Annotated in this window: 23 protein-coding genes; 7 read left to right on the forward strand and 16 right to left on the reverse strand. The window is 50.4% G+C overall.

What is annotated here, in order from left to right; translation table 11 throughout:
* Window positions 1-40: 40 nt before the first annotated feature.
* The 3 genes from JXQ78_RS17905 to JXQ78_RS17915 form a co-directional block, all read right to left on the reverse strand.
* On the reverse strand, window positions 41-3,322 hold the full coding sequence (locus JXQ78_RS17905) for a VirB4 family type IV secretion system protein (protein ID WP_330633622.1): 3,282 nt from the start codon (window positions 3,320-3,322) through the stop codon (window positions 41-43).
* Complete coding sequence (locus JXQ78_RS17910; RefSeq protein WP_330633623.1) at window positions 3,315-5,366, reverse strand: hypothetical protein; 2,052 nt, start codon at window positions 5,364-5,366, stop codon at window positions 3,315-3,317. The genes JXQ78_RS17905 and JXQ78_RS17910 overlap by 8 nt, the downstream gene beginning before the upstream one ends.
* Window positions 5,367-5,551: 185 nt before the next feature.
* Window positions 5,552-6,010 (reverse strand): hypothetical protein, encoded by a 459-nt coding sequence (locus JXQ78_RS17915; protein ID WP_330633624.1) that lies wholly within the window; start codon window positions 6,008-6,010, stop codon window positions 5,552-5,554.
* 149 nt (window positions 6,011-6,159) lie between these two features.
* Here JXQ78_RS17915 and JXQ78_RS17920 point away from each other — a divergent pair, with 149 nt between their 5' ends.
* Together JXQ78_RS17920 and JXQ78_RS17925 are read left to right on the forward strand one after the other, a co-directional pair.
* Window positions 6,160-6,627 carry a hypothetical protein gene (locus JXQ78_RS17920; protein ID WP_330633625.1) on the forward strand — a complete coding sequence of 156 codons (468 nt, stop codon included), beginning with the start codon at window positions 6,160-6,162 and terminating at the stop codon, window positions 6,625-6,627.
* 53 nt (window positions 6,628-6,680) lie between these two features.
* Window positions 6,681-6,875, forward strand: coding sequence for a hypothetical protein (locus tag JXQ78_RS17925; protein ID WP_330633626.1), 195 nt, complete (start codon window positions 6,681-6,683; stop codon window positions 6,873-6,875).
* Here the strand turns inward: JXQ78_RS17925 and JXQ78_RS17930 are convergent, their stop codons facing one another.
* From JXQ78_RS17930 to JXQ78_RS17945, 4 genes are all read right to left on the reverse strand, one after another.
* Window positions 6,876-7,769: a hypothetical protein gene (locus tag JXQ78_RS17930; protein ID WP_330633627.1), complete on the reverse strand. Its 894-nt coding sequence runs from the start codon at window positions 7,767-7,769 to the stop codon at window positions 6,876-6,878.
* A gap of 151 nt (window positions 7,770-7,920) precedes the next feature.
* Window positions 7,921-9,015, reverse strand: a complete 1,095-nt coding sequence (locus JXQ78_RS17935; protein ID WP_330633628.1) for a hypothetical protein — start codon at window positions 9,013-9,015, stop codon at window positions 7,921-7,923.
* Between the two features lie 309 nt (window positions 9,016-9,324).
* Window positions 9,325-9,915 carry a hypothetical protein gene (locus JXQ78_RS17940; protein WP_330633629.1) on the reverse strand — a complete coding sequence of 197 codons (591 nt, stop codon included), beginning with the start codon at window positions 9,913-9,915 and terminating at the stop codon, window positions 9,325-9,327.
* 678 nt (window positions 9,916-10,593) lie between these two features.
* Window positions 10,594-11,814 carry a Cdc6/Cdc18 family protein gene (locus JXQ78_RS17945; RefSeq protein ID WP_330633630.1) on the reverse strand — a complete coding sequence of 407 codons (1,221 nt, stop codon included), beginning with the start codon at window positions 11,812-11,814 and terminating at the stop codon, window positions 10,594-10,596.
* Between the two features lie 510 nt (window positions 11,815-12,324).
* Here JXQ78_RS17945 and JXQ78_RS17950 point away from each other — a divergent pair.
* Window positions 12,325-12,624, forward strand: coding sequence for a hypothetical protein (locus tag JXQ78_RS17950; protein WP_330633631.1), 300 nt, complete (start codon window positions 12,325-12,327; stop codon window positions 12,622-12,624).
* A gap of 223 nt (window positions 12,625-12,847) precedes the next feature.
* Here the strand turns inward: JXQ78_RS17950 and JXQ78_RS17955 are convergent, their stop codons facing one another.
* Together JXQ78_RS17955 and JXQ78_RS17960 are read right to left on the reverse strand one after the other, a co-directional pair.
* Window positions 12,848-13,441, reverse strand: a complete 594-nt coding sequence (locus JXQ78_RS17955; protein WP_330633632.1) for a hypothetical protein — start codon at window positions 13,439-13,441, stop codon at window positions 12,848-12,850.
* A 41-nt stretch (window positions 13,442-13,482) separates the two neighbouring features.
* The gene (locus JXQ78_RS17960; protein WP_330633633.1) at window positions 13,483-14,217 is read right to left on the reverse strand and encodes an HTH domain-containing protein; all 735 of its coding nucleotides are present in this window, start codon (window positions 14,215-14,217) and stop codon (window positions 13,483-13,485) included.
* A gap of 1,095 nt (window positions 14,218-15,312) precedes the next feature.
* Here JXQ78_RS17960 and JXQ78_RS17965 point away from each other — a divergent pair.
* The 3 genes from JXQ78_RS17965 to JXQ78_RS17975 all read left to right on the forward strand — a co-directional run bounded on the left by JXQ78_RS17965 (window position 15,313) and on the right by JXQ78_RS17975 (window position 18,321).
* Complete coding sequence (locus JXQ78_RS17965; RefSeq protein ID WP_330633634.1) at window positions 15,313-16,581, forward strand: Cdc6/Cdc18 family protein; 1,269 nt, start codon at window positions 15,313-15,315, stop codon at window positions 16,579-16,581.
* 427 nt (window positions 16,582-17,008) lie between these two features.
* Window positions 17,009-17,932 (forward strand): ParA family protein, encoded by a 924-nt coding sequence (locus tag JXQ78_RS17970; RefSeq protein WP_330633635.1) that lies wholly within the window; start codon window positions 17,009-17,011, stop codon window positions 17,930-17,932.
* Window positions 17,933-17,934: 2 nt separating this feature from the next.
* A complete protein-coding gene (locus tag JXQ78_RS17975; RefSeq protein ID WP_330633636.1) occupies window positions 17,935-18,321 on the forward strand; it encodes a hypothetical protein in 387 nt (128 codons plus the stop codon).
* On the opposite strand, the gene JXQ78_RS17980 is transcribed toward JXQ78_RS17975, so the two are convergent.
* The 3 genes from JXQ78_RS17980 to JXQ78_RS17990 all read right to left on the reverse strand — a co-directional run bounded on the left by JXQ78_RS17980 (window position 18,322) and on the right by JXQ78_RS17990 (window position 20,783).
* Entirely contained in the window at window positions 18,322-18,651 is a 330-nt protein-coding gene (locus JXQ78_RS17980) for a hypothetical protein (RefSeq protein WP_330633637.1), read from the reverse strand.
* A 163-nt stretch (window positions 18,652-18,814) separates the two neighbouring features.
* Entirely contained in the window at window positions 18,815-19,198 is a 384-nt protein-coding gene (locus JXQ78_RS17985; protein WP_330633638.1) for a winged helix-turn-helix domain-containing protein, read from the reverse strand.
* A 1,330-nt stretch (window positions 19,199-20,528) separates the two neighbouring features.
* Window positions 20,529-20,783 carry an HAD family hydrolase gene (locus tag JXQ78_RS17990; RefSeq protein ID WP_330633639.1) on the reverse strand — a complete coding sequence of 85 codons (255 nt, stop codon included), beginning with the start codon at window positions 20,781-20,783 and terminating at the stop codon, window positions 20,529-20,531.
* 154 nt (window positions 20,784-20,937) lie between these two features.
* Between JXQ78_RS17990 and JXQ78_RS17995 the strand changes: the two genes are divergently transcribed.
* Window positions 20,938-21,441 (forward strand): hypothetical protein, encoded by a 504-nt coding sequence (locus JXQ78_RS17995; protein ID WP_330633640.1) that lies wholly within the window; start codon window positions 20,938-20,940, stop codon window positions 21,439-21,441.
* A 2,107-nt stretch (window positions 21,442-23,548) separates the two neighbouring features.
* Here JXQ78_RS17995 and JXQ78_RS18000 read toward each other — a convergent pair.
* From JXQ78_RS18000 to JXQ78_RS18015, 4 genes are all read right to left on the reverse strand, one after another.
* Window positions 23,549-23,680: a hypothetical protein gene (locus JXQ78_RS18000; RefSeq protein ID WP_330633641.1), complete on the reverse strand. Its 132-nt coding sequence runs from the start codon at window positions 23,678-23,680 to the stop codon at window positions 23,549-23,551.
* A 12-nt stretch (window positions 23,681-23,692) separates the two neighbouring features.
* Window positions 23,693-24,121, reverse strand: a complete 429-nt coding sequence (locus tag JXQ78_RS18005) for a TRAM domain-containing protein (protein ID WP_330633642.1) — start codon at window positions 24,119-24,121, stop codon at window positions 23,693-23,695.
* Window positions 24,122-24,223: 102 nt separating this feature from the next.
* Window positions 24,224-24,829: a site-specific integrase gene (locus JXQ78_RS18010; RefSeq protein ID WP_330633560.1), complete on the reverse strand. Its 606-nt coding sequence runs from the start codon at window positions 24,827-24,829 to the stop codon at window positions 24,224-24,226.
* 355 nt (window positions 24,830-25,184) lie between these two features.
* Window positions 25,185-26,783 carry a transposase gene (locus JXQ78_RS18015; protein ID WP_330633561.1) on the reverse strand — a complete coding sequence of 533 codons (1,599 nt, stop codon included), beginning with the start codon at window positions 26,781-26,783 and terminating at the stop codon, window positions 25,185-25,187.
* Window positions 26,784-26,811: the final 28 nt, after the last annotated feature.

Consider the following 26,811-nt stretch of genomic DNA (forward strand, 5'->3'; position numbering starts at 1 on the left):
ATACTTCGCTAGTGAATAGTTCCTCTTCAGCCAGCATTTCTTAGTGTCCGTTTTTTGTTAGTGCATCATCATACCAGCGGTCAATGCGCTCACCAGACGCGTTACAGATCGCTGCTACCTTTTGCGGCGGAACCTGCAACAGATCATCCGGCGACTCGATCCCCGCATCACGCAGCTGCGCCCGGTGCGTGGAGTCGAGATCTGATAGCGGATCAAGATCATCCCCTACGCTGGATGCAGACGAGTCGGTAGAGCTGTCTCCGTTGATACGTTCCTCAATCCTCTTTGTGATTGGTGATGTTTCGACCTTGCACTCAATCCAGCCCTCCTGATCATCGAAATTCACTATACATTCAGAATAGCCCGCCGACTTCCCCGGCGTGAGGGAGTTCTGGACGGCTTGGATCTGGGGTGTGGCCATGCCGAACTGTCTGAGCGTGTCCGTGTCGGCGTTTCCGACATAGAACGACTGCATTGTCGAGGCCTGCTCGAAGATTGCCTGACGCTTGTTCTCCGCCTCCCGTGACGAGTCTTCTTGTTGCTTCACGAACTCCTCTGGAGACTGCGAGATCGACCACATCGCCGCATCATAGCGGGCCCACCGACGAGCAGCTCCAGCCAGCCAATCGACCATTTCATCGCTGTGATAGAGAACGTGAGCCTCATCGATGGCGAAGATCGTCTTGCCCGGTGTTCGCTTGATCTTCTGGCTGATCTGCTGAAGGGCGATCTGGAGGCCGATTGACTTCGCTGCATCGCTGCTTCCCTGCAACTGCGGCATGTCCAAGTAAGCCATCGACACGTCATCATCCAGCAGACTCGTCGTTCCGGTCCCACGGAGGTGGGCGTACTGGCCTCGGTCCGTCAGCTCGATTAGCCGTTCAAGCAGTTGCTCGGCCTGTTGTCTGCGGGCCTCCCGCTCACCTTCGGTTCCTCGGATCGTGTGTTTCCCGGGGTTGTTCCGAATCAGTTCGAGCGAGTCGAAGAAGTCGTCATACGTCGGGGAGGGCTCGGCGTGTGTATCGAGATCAGTCGTGATCCCCGCACGATCGTACGTGAGACCAACCGCATATCGGACAATGCGATACGTATCCGGATCAATCGACACACTACCGGTGGGCAGTCCCGCCCGAATAACGTTCATCGTCAACTCCGTTACGAAATTGATCTGAGCCGCGAGCGGCGCTAGCTTGTCATCCGTTTGGCGACGGCGTTCTTCGGAGACCGGTTCAATATGCCACGGATTGACCGGATCATTGCCATCGACAACGATATGTTCCCCATCACAGAGGCGAGTCAGCCCACCGAAGCCAGATTCCATGTCCGTGACAATGAGCGTCCGATCATCTCCCGCCAGATACCAATCTCCAGCCCGATCCCGCACGAAAGTACTTTTCCCCGATCGAGACATCCCGATCGTGAACAGGTGCGGCGCACGCCCGCGGTCAAACGGATCGACGACGACAGGTTTACCAGTCCTAGTGTCGCGTCCCCAGTAGATCCCCTCGGGCTCGGAGAGATCGGTCGCCCCAAACGGAAACATCGCCCCAAATGCCCCTGAAAGGGCAATATGCTCTCGATCGCCACTCGCCTCACGGGCGTAACGATCTAGACCTGCTGGCGAACAGCTCGTGAGCGCTGCTGGCTGGTTGGTTGCCGGTGCGACCGGCCCACAGCCTGCTGGATTGCCTTCTAGTCGTCTGGTCACGGATTTGCAAGCCTCTTCCAACGCTTCCTCAGTGGGTGCCCTGATCGACACATAACCGTTGAGATACCATGCATCGGTATTGGTGCGTTCTAACTGCTGATAGACATCCTCGTACACATCATCGACTCCAGCAACTGACAAAGCTCCAAAATCTGATTGCTTCGCACGGTTGATTGTCTCTGCACCGATATCCAACCCCACCTCCTCAACGCTGTCAGCAGCCGACATCTGATCTAACGGCTTCGAATGAATTCGAACGTCGATATCCAATCCACCGAACGTGAACAACTCGTCCAAAAACATCGCAACCGGATATACAGGCCAGTTAGCAATCCAAAATATCCTACAATACTGTCCCGCGAGCTTGACTGTCTCACCTTCGACATCGAAGGGGCCAGTTGCTAGCATCCGCTCGGTAGGGGTTACACCATCAGTGTCTAGGTTGCGCTGATAGGCGAGTTGGAGGAGCGAGTCCGTGCCGCCGTGTGCAGGTGATCCGTCGGAATCTGTGCCGATTGTTGCACCTCGACCTTGCCAGTATGACCGCAACACGTTGATGTGCTCAACAGCATCCGCTCGCTCTACATCGACTCCTTCTACGCGCTCAATAGCCCTCGTGACGAGATCTACACGGCGGTCGAGAACATCACCAATCAGCACCGTATCAGCCGACTCTTCGTCATCTCCAGCAGTGAACTCAGTATTCTGTGGTTTGTCCGCTGTATCAGATTCTTCGGGAGACTGCTTTACGTCGTGATCAGTCGAGTTCTGATTTCCATCGAAGTGAGAACCAACAGCGTCTTTGAATTCATTCCAGTGCTTACGCGCACGCGCAGCTATGCTGCCACTAGGTAACTCAACCTCCGGATCGTCAGGATGAACCTCCACGACGGCGTAGTATCGCCACTCGTTCGCGTCGATCGTGTTATCCTTCTCACGCAGCCATTCCGCTGTCTGTGATAGCACTTCTCGATGTTCCTTCGATATGTCGGTGTGGTAGTCGGTCGCACGTCTCTCACGCTCTAACGTGTGGGGGTCACTCGTAGCCTGACGAGTCGTCGCATAAAACCCCCACCACTGGTTGACAGACCCCAACTCCTCGTCAATCCCGTTAGTGAGTTGTCGGACTCGGGCCTCAGTCTTCTGCATCGGTAGTCGATCCATGTTCACCCCCTTTATTCGGAGTAAGGCCACACGGCTTCCATCGTGTCGATGATAGCTCCCATCTGCGGTGATATGTCGTACGTTGTGAAGCTTGGCACGTTGTTCAGCATCAATTCCCCACGGAAGTGACCGTTTCAAGCTGCGGTATGACAAGTGGTCTTCAACAAAGCCACTCGGAGTGAGATACCATGATTCCTTCATCTCGGCCTCGATGCTCACTCCCAGGTAGGTCAACGCAGTGACGCTTATCACGAGCAACGCCACACCAATAACCACCATTCCCAGCATAAACGCAATACCCGCCGCTACGAGGCCAATAATCGCAGGTAGATAGCCTTTCCACTCCCGAATCGTTTTTCCCCGGATAGCAGGGGACGTATCCACACGGGGGAGTATAACTTGTCTATCATCTTGTTCTGACTGACTGGATGTGGTTGATTTGTCACTCATTGGAATCCTTCTCGTTGTCGGTTTCGTATCGTTGTTTCCAATCTTTCCACCAGTCCGATGCCTGATTAACGCGTCCACGCATCCGATCTCTCAATGGACGCACTGGCTTGAGACGGCCTCGATACCGATTACCAGGAAGCATCCCGGACCAATACCACTTAGCTCCCTCCCAGTGGGATTTTGCGGATCGCCGATATTCGATGCCCTTCTTGACATTCTGTCCCAACCACTCCACAGCCCGGACTCGTCGAGGATACTCCGGCTGCTCGCTGTCAATGGTATAGTCTGTTAAAATCGTCTGCTGCCCACCTTGTGAGCTGGAGTCCCGCCATGACCCGTTCGAGTCGATGACCTGCGTGCTGCGAGTTCGGTAGTTTCGACTGCCGTTGTGCCATTCTCCACGGTGGAGAGACTGGTGGTGATCATCGTAATACTGCGGTTGGTGGTGCCATGTCCTCCGTCGTCGATGGCCCATAGATGCTGAGTTCTGTCCCAAGGTCGTGACAACCTGTGGCAAGAGATTTCTCACGGAGTAAAGGGGGAGATGAATGAACGCAAGGAGAACTCCGACGGTGATCGTCCCTAACGTCAACAAACTGCTGCCCGGATTTCCAAACGAGAGAGGCAACTCGTAGATAAACCTGAGCCAGATCGCCTGAATCAGTTTCAGTATCAATAACCCGGCGAAGATTGAGAAGATCGTATGGCCGTATGGTTTGAGATACCGGTTATTTGACCCAAGACAAACCGCCGCAAGTGGCCAGACCGCGACTACGAAGTACATTAGTACCCATTGAATGAACAATACTATTAATCCAATAATTATTAATCCACCTTCTAAAAGTACTAGTGCCACTCCAAGAACTAACCCCAATCCGAGCTTCGTGAAATCGCCCGGTGTCTTCAGGAATTCTCCCCCATTGGGGACAATACCGAGCGCTAATGAGTTAACAAGGTGTAAAATTAAAGGGATGAACACAACTCCCCCAACGATCATCACAATCATTACACCGACACGCTTGAGTCGCTTATCCTTCTCGCGGGGGGATGAAGTGTTCGACCAGGCATAGATCCCTGATACAGCGATCGGCAGCCCGACCAGGCCTGTAAATCCCCCATAGATTCCCCAAACCACGGGCCACCAGGATCCAGACTGCATCTCGTCAGGGGGACGCCGTTCGTCGCGAGCTCCAACGTTCAAGGATTCATTGGCTGTCTCGTTAGACTGCTGCGTTTGATTTCCATCACTCTGATTTGATGGAATTTCTGCTTGAGTATTAGTGCCCGAAACACCCAACTGGTTCTGTGGAAACCAGGTAGTTGGTTCAGTCACATCACCCGGAGCTGGGACAGTCAACATTACCCAGTGGAAGGAATCCACGAACCCACCGACGCCTTTGGCGAATTCGTTTCCGACATACTCAAGAATGTCCTTAAAGGACTCAACTGGTCCCCGAACATTCATCATACCGCTATCAGACCCCTCCACCTTCTCCTCTTGATTTACCTCACTCAGATCTCCGCCAACATCTTTGGTAATGTGGTCCTCGATTTGATACTGGTACTCCTCTGTCCGGAGTATTTCCTTTCTGAGTTGTCCGCGTTCGTTCGGCAGGAGATCACGGATTCCCTTGTCTCTCTGGACGCCCGGCTCCGCGAACAGCCCCCACTCTATCGAGATTTCATTCCACGGAATTCTCCACGACTTCTCCTCATAACTAACCGTGAAGTAATCACGGTTGTACATCGTGACAGTCATGGGGACGGATTTGTTGTGCGACTTCATTTGGAGCGTCCCGTCCGTCTCCCTGGATTTTAGATAAGGCTTGATCTCGTCCTCATAGACGCCTTTATCGTCTGAGTCCTCTAGCCCTTGAATCTCACTCTGTAACCGCTTCACTTCATCCAACGTTAGGTCGTCGAAATCGCCGGACCAACCTGCCTGATCTGGCGTCCGCCAGATCGATTTGTTGTGAAGGCTCCATGACTTCCTCTCTTCGCCAGTGTACGTTATCTTGATTGTGTTTTTATCGGCCTTCGACACTGTGAGCGGCCCTCGTTGCTGTATAGCGATAGTCACGCAGCCACAGTCTTCGCCTTGCTGTGATGATTGATATTGAGAGGACTCCGCTACGCCACCAACGGCCCCGATTCCGGACGAAACTATGAGCCAACAACAGAATACAACAACCACAACACGGGTCCGTAGAGACCTAGCAGTCATGGTCATCACACGAGAACAGTCAGCACACCCATCGAGGAGGGAGAGACCCACAGAACAGGGTACACGGGGGTGACCATACCAAACATTGACGCTGCGCTAAAGCACGGCGGAAGCATAAAGCCCATCTGGCTGAACACCGTTGGTAGACCAGGAACTAGCACCGCTCCCAGTAATTTCTTTGCAGCAGCTTCGTAATAGCTCCCCTTCTGCGCGCGCTTTCCCGACGATTTCATTTTACCCTGTTTGACACCTTTATAGAAATCCATCACAGACAGGGACAGTAATATCAGACCCAATCCGCTCATAACCATCCCAACAAGTGTTCCGACACCATTGACTGCGCAGAGCGATTCGCCCAGGTTCTGCGCCGCGACCGGCATTACTGCTATGTCTATTCCGATGAGAACCCCGACCAATTTTAAACACACCTGTGCCCTACGCCGTTTGGCACGTCGCTGATCCATAGTCACAGATCATTGTCCGATACTAAAAAGCCTCATATCGTATGAAGCGATTCTATACAAGACCAATGAAGATACCTATAGTAATACATATATTAATTGTCAAATTATCCCCGGATCACTTATATATGGTGAAGATATTACCAATTACTATGCAGAACGGCATAGAATTCATGCTAGGTCATTATACCATCTACATGCATGGTAACTCGCGAACAATTACTATTCCATCTCATCTAGACTTCAGCGCGGAAGCACAGGTTATCGTCTACCAAGGAAGCGATCACTCCGGACAGTCCCTCTACATGCGACTAATTGAAAGCGAAAAGGGGGAAAATATCGATGCTGAGGCGGGTCGTCCGCCAGCCGTGGAAAAAGGGCTCATAGAAGAGTCATTGTGTCACATTGGTACGATTCGAAACGGATCAAGCTGCCGCATGGCGACGGTCCCCTCCAGTGTAGAGGAATTCGGAGCGAACACACACGTAGTATTGATCGGAGGACAGACCACCAACGGATCACGATTTCTGAAGGTTGTGCTAGAAGAGATCTGGTCCTCGCCACAGCGGCAGTTAGTGCGCACCCCTGATCTGACAAAAGCGACATCGCTCACTGTGTAGAGGATGCCATACAATCTAAGACCTTTTAGCATCCTCGGGGATGGTAACAGATGATGACGGACGAGGATACTCGGATCACAATTCGTATCCCGACAGAGGCGATGGACCAGCTTGAAGAAGAGCTGAACTGTTTTAATACGAAATCTGGTATATTTCAGCACCTAGCACAATCATATCTCGATAACCAGCTAACACCCCGTCACGAAATGCATCAAAAATCCGGATGCGAGGAGAAAGGAGAAGAGTGACTACGACTTCTTCTGGAGGAGGAACCCACCGATCATGACAACTACCACACCGGCTACCACTCCGGCCAATACTTCAAAAAGTGGAAAACCACCAGAGTCTGCGGCTGTTCCCTGTGTGGATTGAATTGTCGAAGGGGATAGCTCAACAGTGGATGTTGGAGAGTGGGTTGACTCCTCCTGTGATGGTGGTGAAGCTGTTGGTTGTGGGGACTGACTCAACGACGTGGGATCAACACGCGTCCCATCAAGCTTGACTGTGATATTACCCGACGTTTCGAAATCCTGTACTTGTCCACGAAATTGAATTACATCCTTCTTATCCGTGCTATCTTTTTGCCATGGGAGTCCACCAACATTTCCATTTACTTTAGTACCTTTTCTCGTATCCGAATCCTCGGTTTGTTTGAGCGTCGGTTGGCTCGAAAACACCGCGTTATAACTGCCCCGCTTGTCTCCCTTTGGTTGGATCACGAGAGTGTGATTCGGTGGCTCGGTAGCAATGGGGGTCGATGTGGTCTGTGGATCTGGTTGATAATTATTCTCATTAATCTCCTTACTATTCACATAGAGTCGGATTGTTTCTTTATCACCAGCCGTCTTGATTCGCTTAATGTCACCACTGTAGCGGATAGTATCCGTCGAATCGGACGGTGACACCTCGCCCATCACGCTACGGTTTTTATAAACACCATCCTCGGGTTCAGTGTCTACAGAGTGAACTTCCCCAGTGAAATCCACGACATATGATGCGGAATCGCTGTTCGATTCGCCTACATATTTGATCACGAGCGCATTGGTACCCCAATCATCTGACTGTGGTGTCTGTTGGGCAGATGCTCCAGACAGAAAGAAAGTCGATCCGAGACTTCCCATCAGAAGGATCACGACTACCACCGACCACCCACGTGACCTATGCATCTCAGACCACCCCCATGGTTCCCGATAACTGTGGGGTAATGTCGATCCCTATGTTGTGCGTCCTGTCCTGAGCGGTACGGTTCGGATTACGTTGATATCTCATTAATAGAATTCATCGTGGGTTGTCCTAATTCTTTTTTGTCGTCTGTTGCTGTTTAGGTGAGGTCCACTTCGAGATCGATGGTTTGCCATTGCTGAGCGGGAGCCCCGTCGAGAGCTGTTGCAGCCTTTGCCGCCCCTTTTTGACTGCCTGGGGGCCGTACTCATTCTTCTTGACTCGCAAATCAGCGCCTTTCTCACCATCGACAGTTCCCTCTTCCGCACACCAGTTGTTGACGAAGCGAGCGTACTGCGTTGGGATGCCCGAAAGCGATAACGCAGCGTGGTTTTTTATTTCTAATACATTATGGTGTACATTTACATATTTCCCCCCAGTCATATTACTTGACGGAAAATTATCTTGTTCGCCTAAACGGTGCATGTCGAACGCGAACGCGCTTGGTGCGCCACCAGGCGGGCCAACAACGTTGAATCGGGCTTCGTATCCGTTAGTTTTGTAGCCGTATCCGGCGATAGCGTGTCGATATTTACTGAAATAGTTCCACTCAACGAGAGACAGACCGTTGAACAATTCCATCGGGTACCCGAGGTGATTCATCTGGTTGTGGTGAAATGAGTTATGATGAATCCATCCTTGTGTTGGGGTCTCGTCTGTACCGACAGCAATGGCAGCGAACGTCCAGCCGTACATCTCGCAATTGTCGACAACAGCTTTGTTACCCTCGAACTGAACACCGTTTGATTCATAGGCTGCGAGATTTTCGTATGGTGGATCGAGGTAATCCATCCGTGGTCCCTCGAGGCGAATACCCGTTATGCGACAGTCTCCCTTAGCGACAAGGACATTCCGGTCGTACTGGGTCGTTTTGATCAGCCCTCCGGTTCCCCCATTGGAACTGAGATTACGATTGCTTGCAATCGTAACGCCCGGAGCGACCGGTATGCTTTCTCCAGTAAGATCGATCGTGGTCTCCTCTGGAACCCAGACCGTTGTCTTCGGTGTCTGGACCGCCTTGATGAAGTCAGCTTTCGTCGTTACGGTTGTATTGGCTGCTTGCTTCGTCACGCGTTTCCGTTCTGATTGGAACGAGACAGGGGGACCGCCGATAGCCTGCTGTTGTTGCTTCTGCCGCTGACGAATTTGCTGTTGGCGTGTGCCCATAAGCCACATGCATCCACTCAGGCTCGTACTAGCGACGGCTGCCATCGCTGGGATCGAGCGCAACAGTCGACGACGCGATCTTCCCATCACGACAACCCAATTCGTCGTCGATAGTCAACATTCGGATCGTATAGAGAAGTTCTATACATTTACCCCATCACCTAGAGACTGCCGTATACATCTGTCGGAAAGAAAGAATGGCCCTGCTAATCTATGGCCAACCTACCCACCAATAGGATCGAATCGGGAAGACAGACTCTATTTCCTCACGTCTGGCTTCAACTTGAACGACGACTCCTGATCCGGCATCTATAAAGACGTAGGAACCTCGTTGGACTGTTTGATCAGCTGCTCTAAATGAGCGCGCAGTGGATCAGGCGCACCATCCAGCGCACCTTTGATACGAATCCATCGTGCTATTCCCACGTCGTCCGGATCTGCTGCATCCATCAGCATTTGTGAGATCGTCATCGGATGGCAACCTTCGGTGGCCGGCGAGTACGCGAGTACGCTCACATCCGACGGCTCCGGAGTATCAACGCTCACAACGTTATTCGAACGGTTCACCGGGAGGATGACCAGTGCCTCTTCAAATCCCTTTGTTGGCTCTTCAATCGTCTCTACGCCACAATCAGAACACCGAGCAGCATCAAGGATCCAGCCATCGGGCCATTCCTCAAGACGAAGTTGTGGGTGGTCGATCAGACGAATCGCTTCGATCAACACTTCATCCTTGGATATTGTTTTCGGACGATCGTGATAGTCACAAGCTATATCCTCCTCAAAAGACAGCGCATGCAGTTCCTCTGCGATCTCTCGGCGAATTGGATCAGACATATTCTCGTTAACTTCTGCTTGTAAGTTAAATCCCAAGTGGAAAAGTGGTGTGTCGAGTGGCACTATCATGTCGAATGGGACGAGTGCCGGGACCCATACGTCGAGTGAGAAACGGGAGAATTTGCTAATTGCTAGGTAGCGGGTTAGAACAGGTTGAGTACGGAAGATGCTACTAATCGTTACTCGTAACACCGACGTGTCGAGTGGGACGAGTGGGGGGAGTGGTATGTCGAATGGGCACCCCCTTGTCGAATGGTTAACCCTCTATTGCACCAAAAACGCATGACGCAAGCCGGATTCAGTCAATCTCGGACACACACACCAAAAATGTCGAGTGGATCAGCTAGATGACGGTGTGGGCGTGCTCGATTAATATAATTTCACTATTATTATCTAGGAATAATAGTGAAATTGTTCCCATTACGGATACTATTCACAACTAAACCTAATAAAGCTACCGCCGGTCTAGAGAGCGTTTTTCGATAGGAACGCACCAATCTAGGCAAGCCACTCGACATTCTCGGTGTGTGTGTGTCTATACGCCAGAATCGCTAGCTGTCCGTTGATTTCCGCCTTATTTGCTAAAGCCACTCGAAATGCCACCCCCGCCACTCGACCCACTCGACATTTCGGTGTTTTCTGTTATTAACAGATCGATAATGGATTGGCCTACTTTCCTATTGCGTTCCGGGAAGGTGTGATCTAGAAAATCTCAGGACGAAACTTGTTCAGGGCCGTCCGTTACCACCCATCACCGAGATCGTCATGTGGGGCAATGCGTTGTTGGTGGAAATCTGTTTTCAGGGCAGATAGGACATTTTCAACGCTGAATTCGAATCGGTAGGTGCGCCACGTTCCTTCAGAGTGCTGATGGAGCTCGCTTTCGAGTAAGCCGGTATCAACAAATGACCGAAGGTATCGATCAACCATTCGACCGCTCACCAACTCTGCGGACTTTGAGCGCTCAGCAACACGTTTGTATCGTTCAGTTATTTGCTTAGTTCGTGCCTGCTCGCATCCTTCGATGTGGGCAAGCTCTGCGAATGCGCAAATCACCTGCCGTTTCTTCAAAGGGACGCTTGTCACGAGCGTCTTCGTACGTTCAGCGTCCCACTGATCGCGAGCCGCCTCTATTTGATCGACGGTAACTTGCTCGTGACCGGTTTGGCTGGAGATGTCACCAGCCATCTTCAGAATATCGAGAGCAAATCGAGCGTCTCCTCCCTGGCGGCTCGCCAAGGCAGCACACAACGAAACGGCTGCTTGATCGACCGTTCCCTCTTCAAAGGCCTGTTCAACACGATGCCAGAGGATTTCCTGCAAGTCGTCCGCAGTGTACGGTTCAAACGAGATCGTTCGCTGACCAAGCGTTGAGACGACATCGGACGATAATTCCTCCTTGAACGAATTGTTTGTCGTCGTCGCTAGCACACCAAGCTTCGTTGAGTTTAGTTTTTCGTGCGATGACGACCTTGTCAGCAAGTACAGCAATTTGTCGATATCGTCGATATCGCTGAGTTCGTCTATCGCGATAACAACGATTCCAGGTAAGCTAGCGATTCCGTCCGCTACGACATCTAACAGGGACGAAGTTGAGTGCCCTTGCTTGAATTCCTTATCTCGATGAAGCCTGTTCGCGAGGTCCCGTGTTAACTGATAGCCCGTGTTATGTTGCGATCCATTGACGATTATGGGTGAAAACTCGCGCTCTTCGATTTGACTGATCTCATGGCTAAGAATATCCAGAACAATCCGCACAGCTGCGGTTTTCCCACTTCCGTTCGGACCACGGAGAATCACGTTATCAGGAGAGTTTCCATGAATCACTGGCTGGAGGGCCGTGGCCAGCATTTGCATTTCTTCATCCCGAGTGTTTCCTGCCAGATCATCGGGTACAAACCCATCCTGCAGGGTATCTCGTCGTTTGAAGATTGATTCGGTCTCGGTATTGAATAGATCCATTGTTATGTTATCTCTTGTTAGCAGATATTTACGGGGACAATTCGTCTATTTCCAATATACGTTCGGTGCCAATGCTCACATAATCATAAACATGTTGGCCCTTGTGTCGAGTAGTACCCACACGTCGAGTAATTCTCTTGTGTCGATACCCTCCACTCCGTCGAATGGTTCTTATGGGAATCCTGCTTTCCCAACTCACAATTCGGGCGGAATCTCTATGGTGAATGCTGCACAATTTTCTTACTGTCGTCTGCTTCGATCCTGTTGACATGGTTAGTTCCGACAGGTGGCGACATGCGCTGTTGTGGCAGCGCAAATTGCCCGGAGTGGACTGTCAAACCATTATATCCGGGTGATCATCTTCTTCAGAAGACAACCATCGCTTAGAGCTGACTACTGTGGCCTCTTTAATAAAGATATGCGTCTAATTAGGAGCAAATGCACCTAATTAGTTCTGATCATTGACTCCCGTGAAAATTATCTATGTGCTTCTCAAAAGCCCCTTACTGTATGGTGAAAAAGCTACCTTGGATGACCCGTGTGGATCTCCATCTTATCGAATTCCTTTCAGATCATGATATTGTATTCACTCCACGTATGATGTTTATCAATCTAGAGCGTGAGCTATCGGAACTTGATGCTCCATCATATAGTCAGATCAAACGCCGGATCCTATTTCTAACCGATGCCAATATTTTGGAACAATACCGAGATGAGCGGGGACACTACCTTCTAACTGATCTCGGAACACGACTTATCCGTGAAGACTTGAGAGAGGATGACAAAGAGCACCTGGCCGCACTTGAATAGCGTTTCTAAATATAGTAGCAGCCAGAGGTAGTCAGAGTTTCTTACTTCACAATAGTCAATCCTACACCTCCACCCCTACCACGATCTTCTTCCCGCTATTTACATTCCGATTCCCCCTTCCCCCACACCCCTATCGATGTGTTCGATTTGTTCCGACGGCAATCACAACGCGTCTCAGTCATTCAGCAACAGGTCGAACATATCGATGAATAGATTTTACAATTTAGTTGTGCGAAATCTCAGTTATTACAGATTCTAAACGAGAGCGAAGGGCTCCATCTCCTTCAATTACCTCGTTGTCACTGATTCGATAAGTTTCACCAAGCTTCGATGCTTGGACTGTTCTTTCATCATCTTCGACTTTAACATCCATTCCTCGGTTTTCTAAGTGTTCAACTAGTTCCTGGATCGAGTCTGTGCCTTCATTTTCCTCTGATTTCGATCCATCTTCGTCTTTTGCAATGCTCTCGACGATTTGAAGCCGTGGTGCAGGAAATGAATAGTGTTTAATCCCAGATTTATCGATTTCCTTCAGCGACAGTGGTTCCTCTCCCTTCCATTCCGGAAATGTCTCCTCAAGGTCGTCTGCAAAAACAACGGAAACAACAGCTGCATCGCTTGGATAGTCCGGATTATCATCGGCGACTGTTTTCTTTTGATACGATCCTACTCTGGCAACCCACTCCTCAGCAGGTTCGTTTGGAAGGTTAACGACAACTCCATCATTCGGATCGTCGTGGTCACGATCATGTACGACATCTCCAATTGCGAACTCCGTGCCTGATTCCTCGGTAATACCTGACATTGATTTCCCCATGTAAACCATCACAGTGTATTGTTCGTAGCTGTTTCGCCCACTTAGGCACTCAACTGTTGTTGCGTCGTTGTTGGCTCGGTTCCCAGTCGAGTTGCGATTTCAAACGGCCCATCGAACCAGTCTCCAGGTCCAACGGTGGAACCACCTCCTTCGGTACCGAACAACCAGCAGACCACCTCAATCCAGGGACGTAACCACGGCCATTGATCGACAGCCGGCTCTAGGGTCGGCGGCCATCCAACGAGTCCGTCAGAGATAGCACGATCCTCGTGGACCTCGTCGAGAAAACCACGAGCATCCAGCAGATTGTACACCACATCACGGATCGAGGCCATCGACTCCACACCGTCTCCGCCCGGCAAGTATAGCGGCTTTGGAGCATCCTGCTCGTAGCGTTCATCGCTGAACGGCAGCCGGAGTCGGTAATAAGTGGCCTTTCCTTTCCCTTGGTCGGAGATCTCCAACAAGCCCAGTGCTGCGAGATCGTCGCGATGATTCCGGATCGATTGCCGGGAGATTCCCGCCTGTTCAGCCAGTTCACCGGTTGTGAGTGGTTCGGTCGTCGTCAACAAGGCGTGGACCATCTTCGAGCGAGCATTCTTCCGACCACTGCCATCTCGATTCACATCGAGATTCGGAAACAATTCTTCTGGATCAAGCGTTGACAGCGCAAAGCGAACCTCGTCGAGACTGATGTCCCGCTCGAAATCACGAGCGGTCGCGAGTCCCGAGAGTGCTTCAGCAGTCCGGAACACGCTGTCAGTGAACGCCGCCAACAACGCCGACGCAGAGCGGTCAGCCGTAGCTCTTTCAGCTCACACATTCGGGTCGCTGCTTCCTCGATCGTCTCCTTCCGAGTGGCCTGGCCGATCGACAGTTCGACGAAGAACGGCGTGTAGTTGTCCGCGTCCTCCTGGAGGGCAAGCTCCCCAACCGTCTCGAGGTCGGTTAGCTCAGTAGCCTAGCGGTCGATCCCTGGCCCACGGAGGATCCAGTTGCCAAAGCACTCGCCCACCGGGTCGACGTCGTCGACGTTCGGGCAGCCGAGTGAATCCGCCCGGACATCGCCGTCACTCTCGTAGAGGATGCGATGGGCGGGATAGCCCCCGTATCGACTAACGACGGCGATGTGTTTGGCGAGGGATTTCGGTATGAAAAAGACGTCGTAAAGGACATCAAAGGACAGACGCCACAGTCGATCTAGATCTATCCCTGTGGCTATTCAGGCAATCATGCGATCGAGCTGAAGAACACAGCCCAAGATTCATTCACTGTTTCAGTGGACGACCTAACGCAACTTGAGGGGTGCATCAGTGAGACCACGACTGCATGGCTCGTCGCGAGATGTGCATGATCTTTGCTGGTGACCACACAATGAGTGATCTACCAGTTGCAGATTCTCACTTTTCGCGGGGACACGAGAATGCAACTCAACGGCTGAAAGATCTGTGGCGGTATCCTTCATCTGTTTCGTTTGTTCTAAATCCACAACTCACTCGATAAAATCAGTGATCACGAATGAACCACCACTTCTTCTGCTTCTAATGCTTCTTGTGTTAGTTTAGCTTATAAAACACCCCCCTCCACTTTTCCAATGCTTCCACTCTCTAGAGTAGGGGTAGATCAATGACTAATTGAAGTAAGTTCAATTAGTCATAGTTCCACTACACCACGGTTGTGGTTTGAGTCTAATTAGTATTAATATTATCGTTTTTAAATAGCCGCTTATGCTGCTAGTACTAGCTATCTAGTTGTAACACTGGAAATGTGGAGGGGGAGGGTTATTTAAATAGTATATAAAACGATCTTAGCACTGGAAACAGAAGAAGTGGTGGTTTTAAGAGGCAACCGTGGTATTAAGAAGTATCCCCATGCCACGCTTCACTCCTGAAACAAGCATCTTTGATAATCACGATGTGCTGGATGAAGAATGGACTCCTGAAACTATTCAAGGGCGTGATGAAGAGATCGAGCAGTATCAGGAATATCTCCAGCCGGTGATCAATGGCTGGAAACCAAAGAATATCTTCTTGTACGGGAAAACTGGGGTCGGTAAAACCGTCGTAACTGAACGACTCCTGAAGGATCTCCAAGACAGTGCTGACCAGTTCGATGTTCCACTCTCTGTAATCAAAATCACCTGTGATAACCAGTCGTCATCGTACCAGGCCGCAGTGAAGCTCCTTAATGAATTGCTCAGACAACGAGATCAGCCGACTGTTCCGGCCACTGGATATAGTCAACAAGATATCTTCGATAAACTGTGGTCGGAAATCGACAAAATCGGAGGGACTATCTTATTCGTTATGGATGAAATAGATAATATCTCGTCTCCAGATGATATTCTGTATCAGATTCCGAGAGCGCAAAAGAACAATTATGTAGAGGATGCTCGATTAGGAATCATCGCGATTTCAAACGATTATTCATTTACTGAAGACCTTTCACCAAAGGCTAAGTCAACGCTGCGTGAGACTGAACTCCATTTCAGTGCCTACGATGCGAATGAGTTAATTGCTATTCTGGAACATCGTGCGGATCTGGCGTTCCATGAGGGCGTTATTAATGAGGGGGTTATCGAGCGAATTGCTGCTATTGTTGCTCAAGAAGCTGGAGATGCTCGACTTGCTATGGATCTATTGCTTGAAGCAGGAGAAATCGCAGTTCGCCGTGACTCTTCAACAGTGAGCCTTGATGATGTTGAACGAGCTGAGGAATTTTTGGAATCAAACTGGGTCAGTAGTGCTGTAAAGGCTATTTCCTCACAGGAGCAGGTATCGCTTGCCTCTGTTGTGTTTGCAGAGTGTAATGGGGATACGCCATCTCGGACTAAGGATCTGTATCGACAATACTGCGCGATCTGTGAATCCATTAGTCGTGAGCCGACGACATCACGGCAAATGCGTGAGCATCTGAATGAACTGGCTTTCCAAAATCTGCTACATAAGCACGATAAGAATGAAGGAATTGATGGGGGAAGGTATTACACATTTGAACTAGAACCCGATATGAAAACGTTTCTCCAGGCAGTTTATCGTATTGAATCACGAGTCTTTGATGATGTTTTTGTAGAGAAACTCATAAGTAAGACATTGCAAAATAGCATCGTCTCGGAAAGTGAATTAGATTTCGTTGACTGAAGCAGAAGAAGTGGTGGTGGACAGAAGAAATGTTGTAGAATTATTGATGGGAGTCTGAAGCAGAAGAAGTGGTGGTGGACAGAAGAAGTGTTATAATATTATTGGTGGAAATCTGAAGCAGAAGAAGCGATGGTGGACAGAAGAAGTGTTGTGGTGATTTCGTCTGAGTTGTGGGGCTACAGCCGTTAAGTCTTCTATATTCCTTATTCTTCGAACGTCTGAATATATCTGGGAACATACACGGGAACGTGTCTATGTACGTGTGTACGTACCTCAGAACGTGTATTTGATCGGGCGATGGTGTATGTGTCTGGCTCTCTGTGCATGTCTGGGCACCGATCGACGCGCGAACCAATGTCCGTACCACACATCAGGGGGATATATGTGGGTGCAAATAATCGTCTAGACTATGGTCCGAACGGTCACAATGACGTCGGAATCTGGCGGGGAAGGAAAAACAATGCTCGCTGTAAATATTGCAGCTGCGCTCGCCCGGAGGGGCTATGATGTCCTCGCGATCGACTTCGATCCACAGAATGGATCACTCACGTCACACATTGGTCGCGGAGTATGGCTTTCATTGAAAACAGATGCATCACCAAACATCACTGATGCGCTCACTGGTGATGCTTCCATTCGCGATTGTATCTATGAAGGACCAGGATTCGATTTCATTCCTGGTCACGAATCACTGGCTAACCTTGAACAGATCTGTGCCACGGACCGTTCCATTCAGTTGCCACAGTCGTTGCTGAGAGGCCACATTGAGGACTTATCGAGTGAATATGACTACTTCATCATCGACCCTCCAGCAACACTCTCATTGCCGCTCGACAACGCTCTGTTTGCCGCACGGAATATTTTGGCTCCAGTGGAACTGAGTCAAAAAGGCAAAGACAACATCGACGGCCTTGAGCGAACACTGGATGAAATGGAAGAAGGTCTTGGCAAAGCTGGGTTTGATATCAATCTCAATATCCTCAGCATCGTCCCGAATCTCACAGGAGATTCAAATATCTATGACTCTATCAAGACCGAAATGAAGGACGAGGGGAAATTACTAACCCCGTTTTCGTACAGGAATCGCGATGTACTAAAATACGCATGGAGAGAACGGGTGGATCTCTTCACCTATGGAATGATGGATGAAGACGACTTTACTCACGACGAATGTCGGCCAATGTACGAATATGAGAAAGATCTGTTCCTCAAATTCGATCACCTTGCCCGGTTGATCGAGGGGGAATGGACCCCCTTGGATGACTATACTGAAGACAATGTATCGGAGCAGTGGGATGCAATCGTGAAAGAAAACCCTGGCTATGAGGATGAAACACTAGCGGTGATGTAGGAATGGGTAAAAACGATCGCTATAATTTCGAAGGTACTGATGACGGACTCGATAGTGACGACTCGGATACTCAATCAATGTCGCCCAACACCAATTCGACGACACAGACCCCTGATGCAGCAGAAGATGAATCTCCGTCGATAGACACAGACGAACTTCCATATGTTCTCCGACGGAGTGGACCAAGTGATGGTCGAAATCGTATCACAGTCTCAATACCAGATGAAGTAAAATGGCAACTCGAGGATTTCAAACGAGAAGCCAGTGAGGAATTCGAGAATGATACTGTCTACGATCTCGATGTTCGCGACTACCTCATCCGAGCTGGATTAGAAAATACAGATGACGCCATAGAATTGATGCGAGCCGACGGATTCGGACTCAAATAGCTATCTGAACTCTTTGGCATATTTCACAGCAGATTGCTGGATCAGGTCTTGGAGCAACGACACCAACCCTGATTCTTCGTTCCGATCGATCCACGACCGATCACAATTGCACTCGTCTTCTCCCGTTACTAACCGCCGGAAGCACGCAGTGTCTGCCCGCTCATCCACTTTCCAGGCGTTCTTGAACCGCTCTCGAAGGTGATCTTCAAGTCCCTCGGCTATCGCCCGGCGGACATTCTCGCCAGGCTCCTGGTCGCGAGCAGCGAACTCTCGAACGGTCTCAACGAACTCTCGATACGCTGGCGATGGGTTGCGGTTAAAGCGGCTCATAGAGGGATTAACGTTCCCACGGAGGATGACCTTGGTGAAGGTCTGAGCTGGATCTTCACTTTTCGTTTAAGTAGTTCTGGCGATAAGGTAGAGATATAGACGGAGTTTCTAAGGCTGTAGGTCGGTGATAGCCGCCGCAGACGTGTTCAACGGAACGTCCTGATTATCTTGCGTCCTCGGGAAGGATTGGCTGATTGTTTTCGTCGAGTTCGCCGGCTTCTTCTTTTTCGACAGTGTGCTCGATGAGTGCCCATTCGAGTTTCCCGAGGTACTGTGCTGCCTCACTGTCGGTGTTCAGGCGAAACATAGGGGAATTTCCGGCCATGCGTGTCTTCTCGACAAGGCCCCATGCACGGAGATCGTCAATGTGATCGTAAAACGCAGTACTCCCGATACCAGCTTGCTCCATGATCTGTGTGGGGTTGAGGTCACGGTCCGTCTCGCTTGTGAGGACAGCAAGGATTCGTACACGGGCGGGTGTCCCGAGGAGGTTAACAAGGGTCGTTCCATCAGCGTAGGTATCCTCTTCGGCTACGACTTGGCTCATATTACTAAATCAGTTACTCAGCGACTTATATTTTCCGCAGTATTGGATAGTACTCTCCGTTCAAACGGAAAGCCATAATATAGTGGAACTTATATGAGTACTTGGGGAGACCCACATGGCAAGTGAAGAAGAGATAGCGATCAAAATCATGCGGAAGCTCGTCCGTGGTGGGTAAGTTGGAAGTCGGAAGGTAACTGTTGATACGGCCAAGGGCTGGGTCGCCAGCCACGACGAAGGTCGAGCAGAAGAGCTAATCCGCGATTGGATCACCGAGCCAGAGAGTCCAATCGAAGCCTACGGAGGTGGTGAACGGGATAACATCCGTCTCACATCCAGGGCAGAGGGGCTGAAATGGCTCGAAGCACACGACGTTGACACGACGTTTCTATAGGCCAACGTCGGGTATCCCCATTTATCGACGCTCATTTATTCCGACTCCAATTGACACCGGTCGCGATCGATTCAGGAGCGGTCACAGGCATATTTATCAGTACTCGCCCGGCGGACGTTCTCGCCGGGCTCTTGGTCGTCGCGAGTAGCGTACTATCGGACCGTCTCAACGAACGTTCGATACTCCGATGACGAATGGTCACCGCCAGGTGCCTCGGGACTGGGTCTATTGGCAGAAGGAAGTTTCTGGATCGTCGGATTGAATCGCTATACAGCCCGTTGCTTGCCCTATTCTATGATTATAGAGATACAACGAGAAGCTCTCGTCTTTTCACGTTCATCAAGTAGAGGACATCGATCCCAAGGCGGGGACTAGAGTTGTGTAGAATGAATGGTAGTGGAACGTATTATTCTAGATTGATCTTCTGGAACTGAACCCCGTTGAGGTATAGTCCACTGAGCAATAGGAACCCTCCAATGGCAGAAAATATGATGGCTCCAGTAAATGCCGTATGTGGATCGACAGACCAGACGATCATGTTAAATCCGAAGAATCCAAGTATAAGTCCAAACAGCCGGAGAATGATAGAGGTGCTGACCACGTGAATTGGTCCAATGGTAAACAACGGATTGATCGTCGAATTGTTGGAGGACATAATTAATCTTCTCTCTAGTAACTATAAATATTTTGTCTTTTATTGGTCACTCAAACGTATCTCCTACTGAGTTGATCCCTGCGGAATGTGGGTGACAATATTCAAAAATAGCGGCATATCAATAGACGGGGGAGAAAGCCGTTGCCAGCCGGATGGAGAAATACGGAGTTGAGACGACAGTTAACGAACGTGGACTCCACCTTGGAAAGAGCGAATGGCACCTGACCCATCTACTGTATTACCAAAGCGAGAATTTTCAGGCCAAATTGAGAAGAGTCACGAACTCAGACTGCAGTCGTTCCCGCTGCGTGTGCGCTAGCCACGTCGTATTCCAGGGAGTTGCCCACATAGATGGCCTGTTCGGGAGTCACGCTCATTTGATTGAGCGCGTACTCGAACGGCTCGGGGGCAGGCTTCGGCGCGGTGTCGACGCCCGGACAGTCACTTCGAAGTAGTCGCTGATGCTGAGTGTCTCGATCTTTGCGTCCTGCGTATCTGGCCCTCCGTTCGTCAGAGTCCGAATCGGTAGCGGTCCCCACCTCGGCGATTACCTCAGCATCAAGATCGTCCTTCAGTACCTCTAGGTCTCCTTTTGCTGTTGCCGTCTGGATATTTCGTCTTTCTGATCAATGAATATTAGTCAAACTAGGATGAAGAATCTTATGGGGAGAGAACATTAGCTAGCAATAAAATATGACTTTAGGTGAGACTATCATCCCCTTTCTCGCAGCATTATTCGCGTACCTTTCCTGGAAACAAGCAGCAATAGCGAGTCCATATGAGTTGGAAAGCGCTGTTCGGAATAGGTTAAAGGATTCTCAGAATATAACAAATTTTTACAGATACCAACTAGGAAGAGTCCAAATAGCTGAATATAGTGGATGGGGCTATGTTATTTGGAAGTATCTTCCCTATATTGGTGGAACAAAGGGAGATGGCCTTATATATCTCAACTTCACTCCTCCTGAGGGTGGAAAATCGCCTGTTCTACCTTCCACAGAAGAGATATCAAACCATCCTAGTTTTGCGTCTATGCCGATTTGTTCGATAACATGGAAGAGTGAACCACATACTTCAGATGATGGCAAGAATCTTGAAATAGTATTTAATACTACCGACCCCGATGAAATATTAAAATCTATAACAGATTTATCTGGCATAATGATAGAGATTAATTCTGAAGAGACTCAGCCGTAGCATATCATTCACGATACCTCCAAGAACGATTCTTCCCCGTCGAATATGTCTGTCAAGATGTGATCGGATGTGAAATCAGCCAGCATCGTCCTTGGCTTTCAACTGACACAAGCCACCATGCAAACCTCACTCTCTCAATTTCGTATTTCAGTAGAAATACGAAATCAAGGGGTGCCATTTTCCGTCCCGATCGATACGGAGCGCGGGTCGGTTCGAGGGAATCATTCGTTGCGAGCAGAGGTCGGCTATCGTCTCGGATTGATTTGAGCTATGGGGCCCCCGTCCTCTCCCCGGATGAACTACTCTGCCCGTATACGCGCACAATACTCACGTCGCGATGTTTGCCGAGTTGGATGCAGAGAATGCAAACACACATACGGAATTGCTACGGTGCGTGAGCAGGGGAGAACGGCCAATCAGCAGTGTTCGTGATACATTCGGAAGATCGCAAAGAATCGGAACCGTTACTCAGTCTAGAACTGGTACAACGTTAATTGCTTCGCGCGCGTGCGAGGGGTTTTTCAGGGGGCACGTCCTTAGTTGACACGTCGTACTGGGCGCGACTCTCAGTTGGCACTGAGTTCTGCAGCTCGGTACGACGGAGAGACGTGAGTATGCAGACAGACACGATAGTGAGTCTCGCATCGTTCAGCGTAGCTTGTATCGAGGTTGGATTGGTAGCGTTGGGACTCTGGGTGAGAATACGAGTGCGCTCATAACACCTGAGCGCGACTCTCAGTTGGCATTCTTTGATAGTAAGTTCTTAGACTTAAGGATTGTCCCAACTTTTAAATAGTAAGAAATTGGATTTCGATATCGTATTTTAGAACCAGCTATACAGGTTTCCACTTGGAAATTAGCTATCTGATATAGGTTTCGGACTACCTGTCCTCAGAGACGAGTTACTCTACTGGATTGATGTACTGCAATACTGATGGATTTGTGAGTACCTTAATCGATAGATCACGACCATCTTCTTGATACTGCACTTCATCAGTAGTGCCCTGGACGGCAATATACGCCATTTCACTTAGCCCTTCCGTGAGATACTTAGATAGAACCTAGAATTCGGGGAGGAAAAGTCTCGCTCGCCTATAAAAATCTCTCTGAGTTATTCAAGCAGTAAGCACCGATAGAGTCGTCACCGTTTCCCTCGCAAACCCCACCGGGTCAACGCCGAGCCAGTGGACATCGAGATATTCGTCGACATAGAGTTCACCGATCGGGATGGGTACTGTGAAGCGATGGTGGAGATCGATCAGGTAATCGCACCGGAGTAATCGCGGATCTCACGATCAGTACATAACTTCTCAGCGACTGTCGACCGGATCATGGATGAATAACGTCGGACTGCCTTTCTTCGACATGGGGATCGCGTTCGATCCTACAAAGGTTCTACTGTAACACGAGGTGATTACTGTCCCGATCTGCGACCCCTGCCGGCTTCAACCACAAGGGTTCTGCTGTAACCATGCCCAACTGGTGGAAGCTGGGCTTTGTGTATACCTATTTTGTCGCCCCCTCTCCATCGACCGTCAGTAGGGCAGTCTCCCCCTAGGGTTGATGGATAGAGCGACGGCAGTCATTCGTAGGAAAGCTTATCCGGAGGAGCATCTACAACAGGCGAGCAACTGTGAGGAACGACGATGGACGACCAGTAGTTCTTGTATCTAGATCCATCGACCCCCCGGGGGAAGTGAGGCTACCGAGGGTCGATGGAAATTCTGATGTGATTTCGAATACATCGACCTCTATAGCCTACGAATCGGCTATGGTTTCAGACGAACCCTTGTAGGGTCGAAGCACAGAACTCTTCGGGGGGGAAACGGCGCGAATCGGATTACAGACGAACCCTTGTGGGGTCGAAGCCACCCACCCGAGGAGGGGTTCATGCTATGTGCAAAGTGTTTTAGACGAACCCTTGTAGGGTCGAAGCGGCCATCCTACCTGCTCTATCTACGTTCAGGATAGCAGTTACAGACGAACCTTTGTAGGGTTGAAGCGACGGACGGCCCCTCTGCTACGATTGCTGGTTTGCGGAGGTTTCAGACGAACTTTTGTAAGGTTGAAGCGGAACGATCCTCGAAGGGAATGGACGCAGACAGTGTTAGACGACCTGTTTGCTGAGCAGTCGCCATTCTTCTTCGGCTACTCCTGCTGAGAGCTCCGCAATCAGCTCTCGGAACTGTTCGCGACTCCACTCCTGGGCTGATACGGTGACCTTTTTATCAGAACACATTTTCGGACAGGCTTAGTGCAGTCTTGAGTCCGGATCGACGATGCTGGCGAACGCAACATTCGGTTTGACCTGCTCAATTTTGACCGTTGGTTGGTCACCGGGATGGGTACCTGGAACGATAACGACGTATCCCCTTTCGACTTTGGCGATCCCATCGCCTTTGTCACCTCGTGCCTCGATCGTCACGTCCCGAACCTCACCCTCTGCAATCGGTGGACCGGACCCTGCTGCTCGAGTCCCCTGGTAGCTCTCATTGGCGTGGTTGGTTCCGTCACTCTCGTTTGTTTCTGGTGTCTCAAGTAGAGCGACTCGATACGTACTCTGTGGAGTGATTGTTCCTTTCGAGATCTCAGTCGATGGGGCCTCAATTACGTAGTCGCCATCACGGCTGCGGATAGTCGCACTAAACACACACTGTAATGCATCGGAAATTTCGACCATTAGAGTCCATTACTCAGGGTGCTATCGCCTTAATTCTGCGGTGTAGGAGAACTCGATCACAGCTATGGGAGGTCGTCATAGAATCAGGGTGAGTAGGCGTACTCACGTCAGCCCCGCCTCTTCGAAGGCTTCGTTCACGACGTCGGGCGTTGGAGCATTGAGATAGGGTTCGATGGCCTGGAACGAGTCCCAGCCGCCGACCTGCATAACGACTCGTGGATTCATCTGCCGATCGACGAGAAGTCGCTGAGCGAAGCGTCGCCGGAGATCGTGCGAAGAGACATGCCGATAGTCGGGATCACCGGTTTCGGCAGCTGCTCGCTCAGCGGTTCGCTTCACCACAGCCCGTACCCCACGGGTTGAGAGATCGACGAGCGACTCGTCAGGAGCAATCGTCTCGGCAGTGGTATACCGATGGATATCACTCTCGACGTCGGGTGGGAGGTAGGCATCGCGAGGTTTCCCACCCGAGCCGGTGGTATCCTTCCCTCGAGGGACCCGCAGCCGATAGTGATCACCGTCGGTCGTCCGTTTCACGTGTTTCGGACACACCTGGGGAATCTCGAACGCCCGTAACCCAACGTACCCACCGAGCTGGAGAATGAGATCGTCGCGATGACTGGCAGCAGCTCGCCGGAGTTGTTCGAGTTCTTCGTCGGTCATCCACACGTTGTATTCGTCTGATTTGGCCGTCGATTCCAGTCGCATGTGGACTACTATAACAAGTTGCAGTATAATCTTGGCGATTGGACAGGAAGCGGAGGGGATTTCGTGTGTAATTCGGGTGTTTGAGGTGGTGGTCGGTGATTGTGTTTCCGATTAATAGAACAAATCGGCACTATCTATAACATCTAGATTTCCAAACCCTAACCTCGGAGTGTAAACGCGCATAGTTGGCCTGGGATTTTGATTCTATAAATATTTGGTCGAATTATATTCTCGTGCTGTACGCTTCAGGATTATAATTGGTATTCAAGTAGTATACTGTGGGAACGATCGATCTGAGTCGTATTTGCAGAGAGCTGCCGCTCCGCAACCTGTCTCACACGGTAGTAGAGCCTTTCTAGCCAGGATCGAGCTGGGGATGGATTGCGATCCAGTCAGCGAGCTCTCCAGCAGTAAGCACCGGCGGTCCTACGGTCAATTCTCGGGAGACCGTTGCTTTCAGCAGCACATCCGTGAGCCGCCAGACATTGTACATGAGGACGCCAAACACGAAGTAGTAGAACCGCAGCGTGTGATCCTTTGAGGACGTTCGAGCGAGAAAGTGCTGTTTGATGGACCGATACTCGGCTTCGATCCACCATCGATTGGCGTAGCGGTGTACCCACTTCTCTGCGTGTTCGGGCTTCACCTGCTTGTTCGTAATGAATACTTGTGTGTCTTCGCCAGTACGACTCGGCACGAACAGCATTCGACAATCGTGACTTCCATTTCTGGCGGTAACCGTTGCTTCTTCGACAGCCAGATCGTGGCCATCTTCTTTCATTCCTTCGATATACGTTGCTTCAGGATTCCGTTCGATCTTTGGAAAGAGATAGGTGACACCAAGATTGGCCAGGGTTTGGTAGACCTGGAACGATTCAAATCCTCTATCGGCGAGCACGAGGTCAATCGAGACGAATTCCTGGGCCCGTCGAACAAGTCGCCGTACCGTTCGATGGTACTGGTGTGAAAAATTCTCGTCCCAGGCTGAGTCCTCTATAACCGGTTCAACAGCAAGGACGATCGGCATGCTCTTACCAACCAGCGATAGTGTCGCAAATTTGTAGGCCTTCTCGCCCGAGTCATCAATTCCGCTGACTTCGGCAGGAAGCTCGCCGTCAGCGTGGTACTCCCACGTCGTGATGTCGATCGCGACCGTGACCGGCGGTTGGAGAATCTGGAGGTGGTTTACTGCGTCAAGGAGGTTCTCGATTGATTGATCGAACCCAACCTGAATTTGCTCCTCTGAATAGCTCTTGACCGTTCGGAGATGGGTATCGCCGTGAGGAGTGTAGTCCTCACCGAAGAAATTCTCCATTCGTGATTGCCCCTGCGGCGTTCCAGAGCCGCCAAGTGCCATCAGTGCCTGGAGCTCGTCGAAGCGACTGTCGGGATACACTACATTATCAGCTCGACCAGAATCGAACGCTCCGAAAACCGTCTCTCGAGCGGTACGGATATGGGTCCGAATCTGTTTGTCCGTAAATTCAGGCGTGTCACGCTCACGAAGATCTGAATCCGATACACCGACGTGCCGTGGTGGTCGTACGTTCAGTGCAACGTCGCTTTCGTACGCTTCTTCTACGAATTGCTCACTCACCGCGAGAATAGTTCGTTTGGTCTCCTCCGAAAGACGATGATCCCAAACAGATGCCAACGTTTGCCGCGTGGGTGCTGTGTTGTACTTGCCGAATTTTACCGGGTCGAAGCCGAGGCGAGTAGCTCGGTTCTCTGTTGAAAGGTACTCATAGAGGCCATTCCAGGAGAATCCAGCAATGTCACGGTAGAATAACGCACGAATGAGTGGTTCAATGTCGTATTCCAACCCCTCAAAACGTTTGATGTCATCGTCGTCCACCATCTGGTCAACATTAATATGTCGAACGAGATCTCCAATCGTCGGTGCTGTTTCTAGTCGTTCGTGAACGTCGTCGACCACTGGCTCAAGAGAGCTCACATTATTTCCTGTGGCATTTCGAAGGTTT

Origin of the sequence: Halocatena halophila, assembly GCA_027563145.1 — an archaeon.
Taxonomy (GTDB): Archaea; Halobacteriota; Halobacteria; order Halobacteriales; family Haloarculaceae; genus Halocatena; species Halocatena halophila.

What these genes read in the sequence shown, in the direction of transcription:
- JXQ78_RS17905 (WP_330633622.1), bottom strand. Translation starts at nt 3,322, where the DNA reads ATGAGTGACAAATCAACCACATCCAGTCAGTCAGAACAAGATGATAGA.
- JXQ78_RS17915 (WP_330633624.1), bottom strand. Translation starts at nt 6,010, where the DNA reads ATGGATCAGCGACGTGCCAAACGGCGTAGGGCACAGGTGTGTTTAAAA.
- JXQ78_RS17920 (WP_330633625.1), top strand. Translation starts at nt 6,160, where the DNA reads ATGCAGAACGGCATAGAATTCATGCTAGGTCATTATACCATCTACATG.
- JXQ78_RS17925 (WP_330633626.1), top strand. Translation starts at nt 6,681, where the DNA reads ATGACGGACGAGGATACTCGGATCACAATTCGTATCCCGACAGAGGCG.
- JXQ78_RS17935 (WP_330633628.1), bottom strand. Translation starts at nt 9,015, where the DNA reads ATGGGCACACGCCAACAGCAAATTCGTCAGCGGCAGAAGCAACAACAG.
- JXQ78_RS17945 (WP_330633630.1), bottom strand. Translation starts at nt 11,814, where the DNA reads ATGGATCTATTCAATACCGAGACCGAATCAATCTTCAAACGACGAGAT.
- JXQ78_RS17950 (WP_330633631.1), top strand. Translation starts at nt 12,325, where the DNA reads ATGGTGAAAAAGCTACCTTGGATGACCCGTGTGGATCTCCATCTTATC.
- JXQ78_RS17955 (WP_330633632.1), bottom strand. Translation starts at nt 13,441, where the DNA reads ATGGGGAAATCAATGTCAGGTATTACCGAGGAATCAGGCACGGAGTTC.
- JXQ78_RS17965 (WP_330633634.1), top strand. Translation starts at nt 15,313, where the DNA reads ATGCCACGCTTCACTCCTGAAACAAGCATCTTTGATAATCACGATGTG.
- JXQ78_RS17970 (WP_330633635.1), top strand. Translation starts at nt 17,009, where the DNA reads ATGACGTCGGAATCTGGCGGGGAAGGAAAAACAATGCTCGCTGTAAAT.
- JXQ78_RS17975 (WP_330633636.1), top strand. Translation starts at nt 17,935, where the DNA reads ATGGGTAAAAACGATCGCTATAATTTCGAAGGTACTGATGACGGACTC.
- JXQ78_RS17980 (WP_330633637.1), bottom strand. Translation starts at nt 18,651, where the DNA reads ATGAGCCGCTTTAACCGCAACCCATCGCCAGCGTATCGAGAGTTCGTT.
- JXQ78_RS17985 (WP_330633638.1), bottom strand. Translation starts at nt 19,198, where the DNA reads ATGAGCCAAGTCGTAGCCGAAGAGGATACCTACGCTGATGGAACGACC.
- JXQ78_RS17995 (WP_330633640.1), top strand. Translation starts at nt 20,938, where the DNA reads ATGACTTTAGGTGAGACTATCATCCCCTTTCTCGCAGCATTATTCGCG.
- JXQ78_RS18000 (WP_330633641.1), bottom strand. Translation starts at nt 23,680, where the DNA reads ATGTGTTCTGATAAAAAGGTCACCGTATCAGCCCAGGAGTGGAGTCGC.
- JXQ78_RS18005 (WP_330633642.1), bottom strand. Translation starts at nt 24,121, where the DNA reads ATGGTCGAAATTTCCGATGCATTACAGTGTGTGTTTAGTGCGACTATC.
- JXQ78_RS18010 (WP_330633560.1), bottom strand. Translation starts at nt 24,829, where the DNA reads ATGCGACTGGAATCGACGGCCAAATCAGACGAATACAACGTGTGGATG.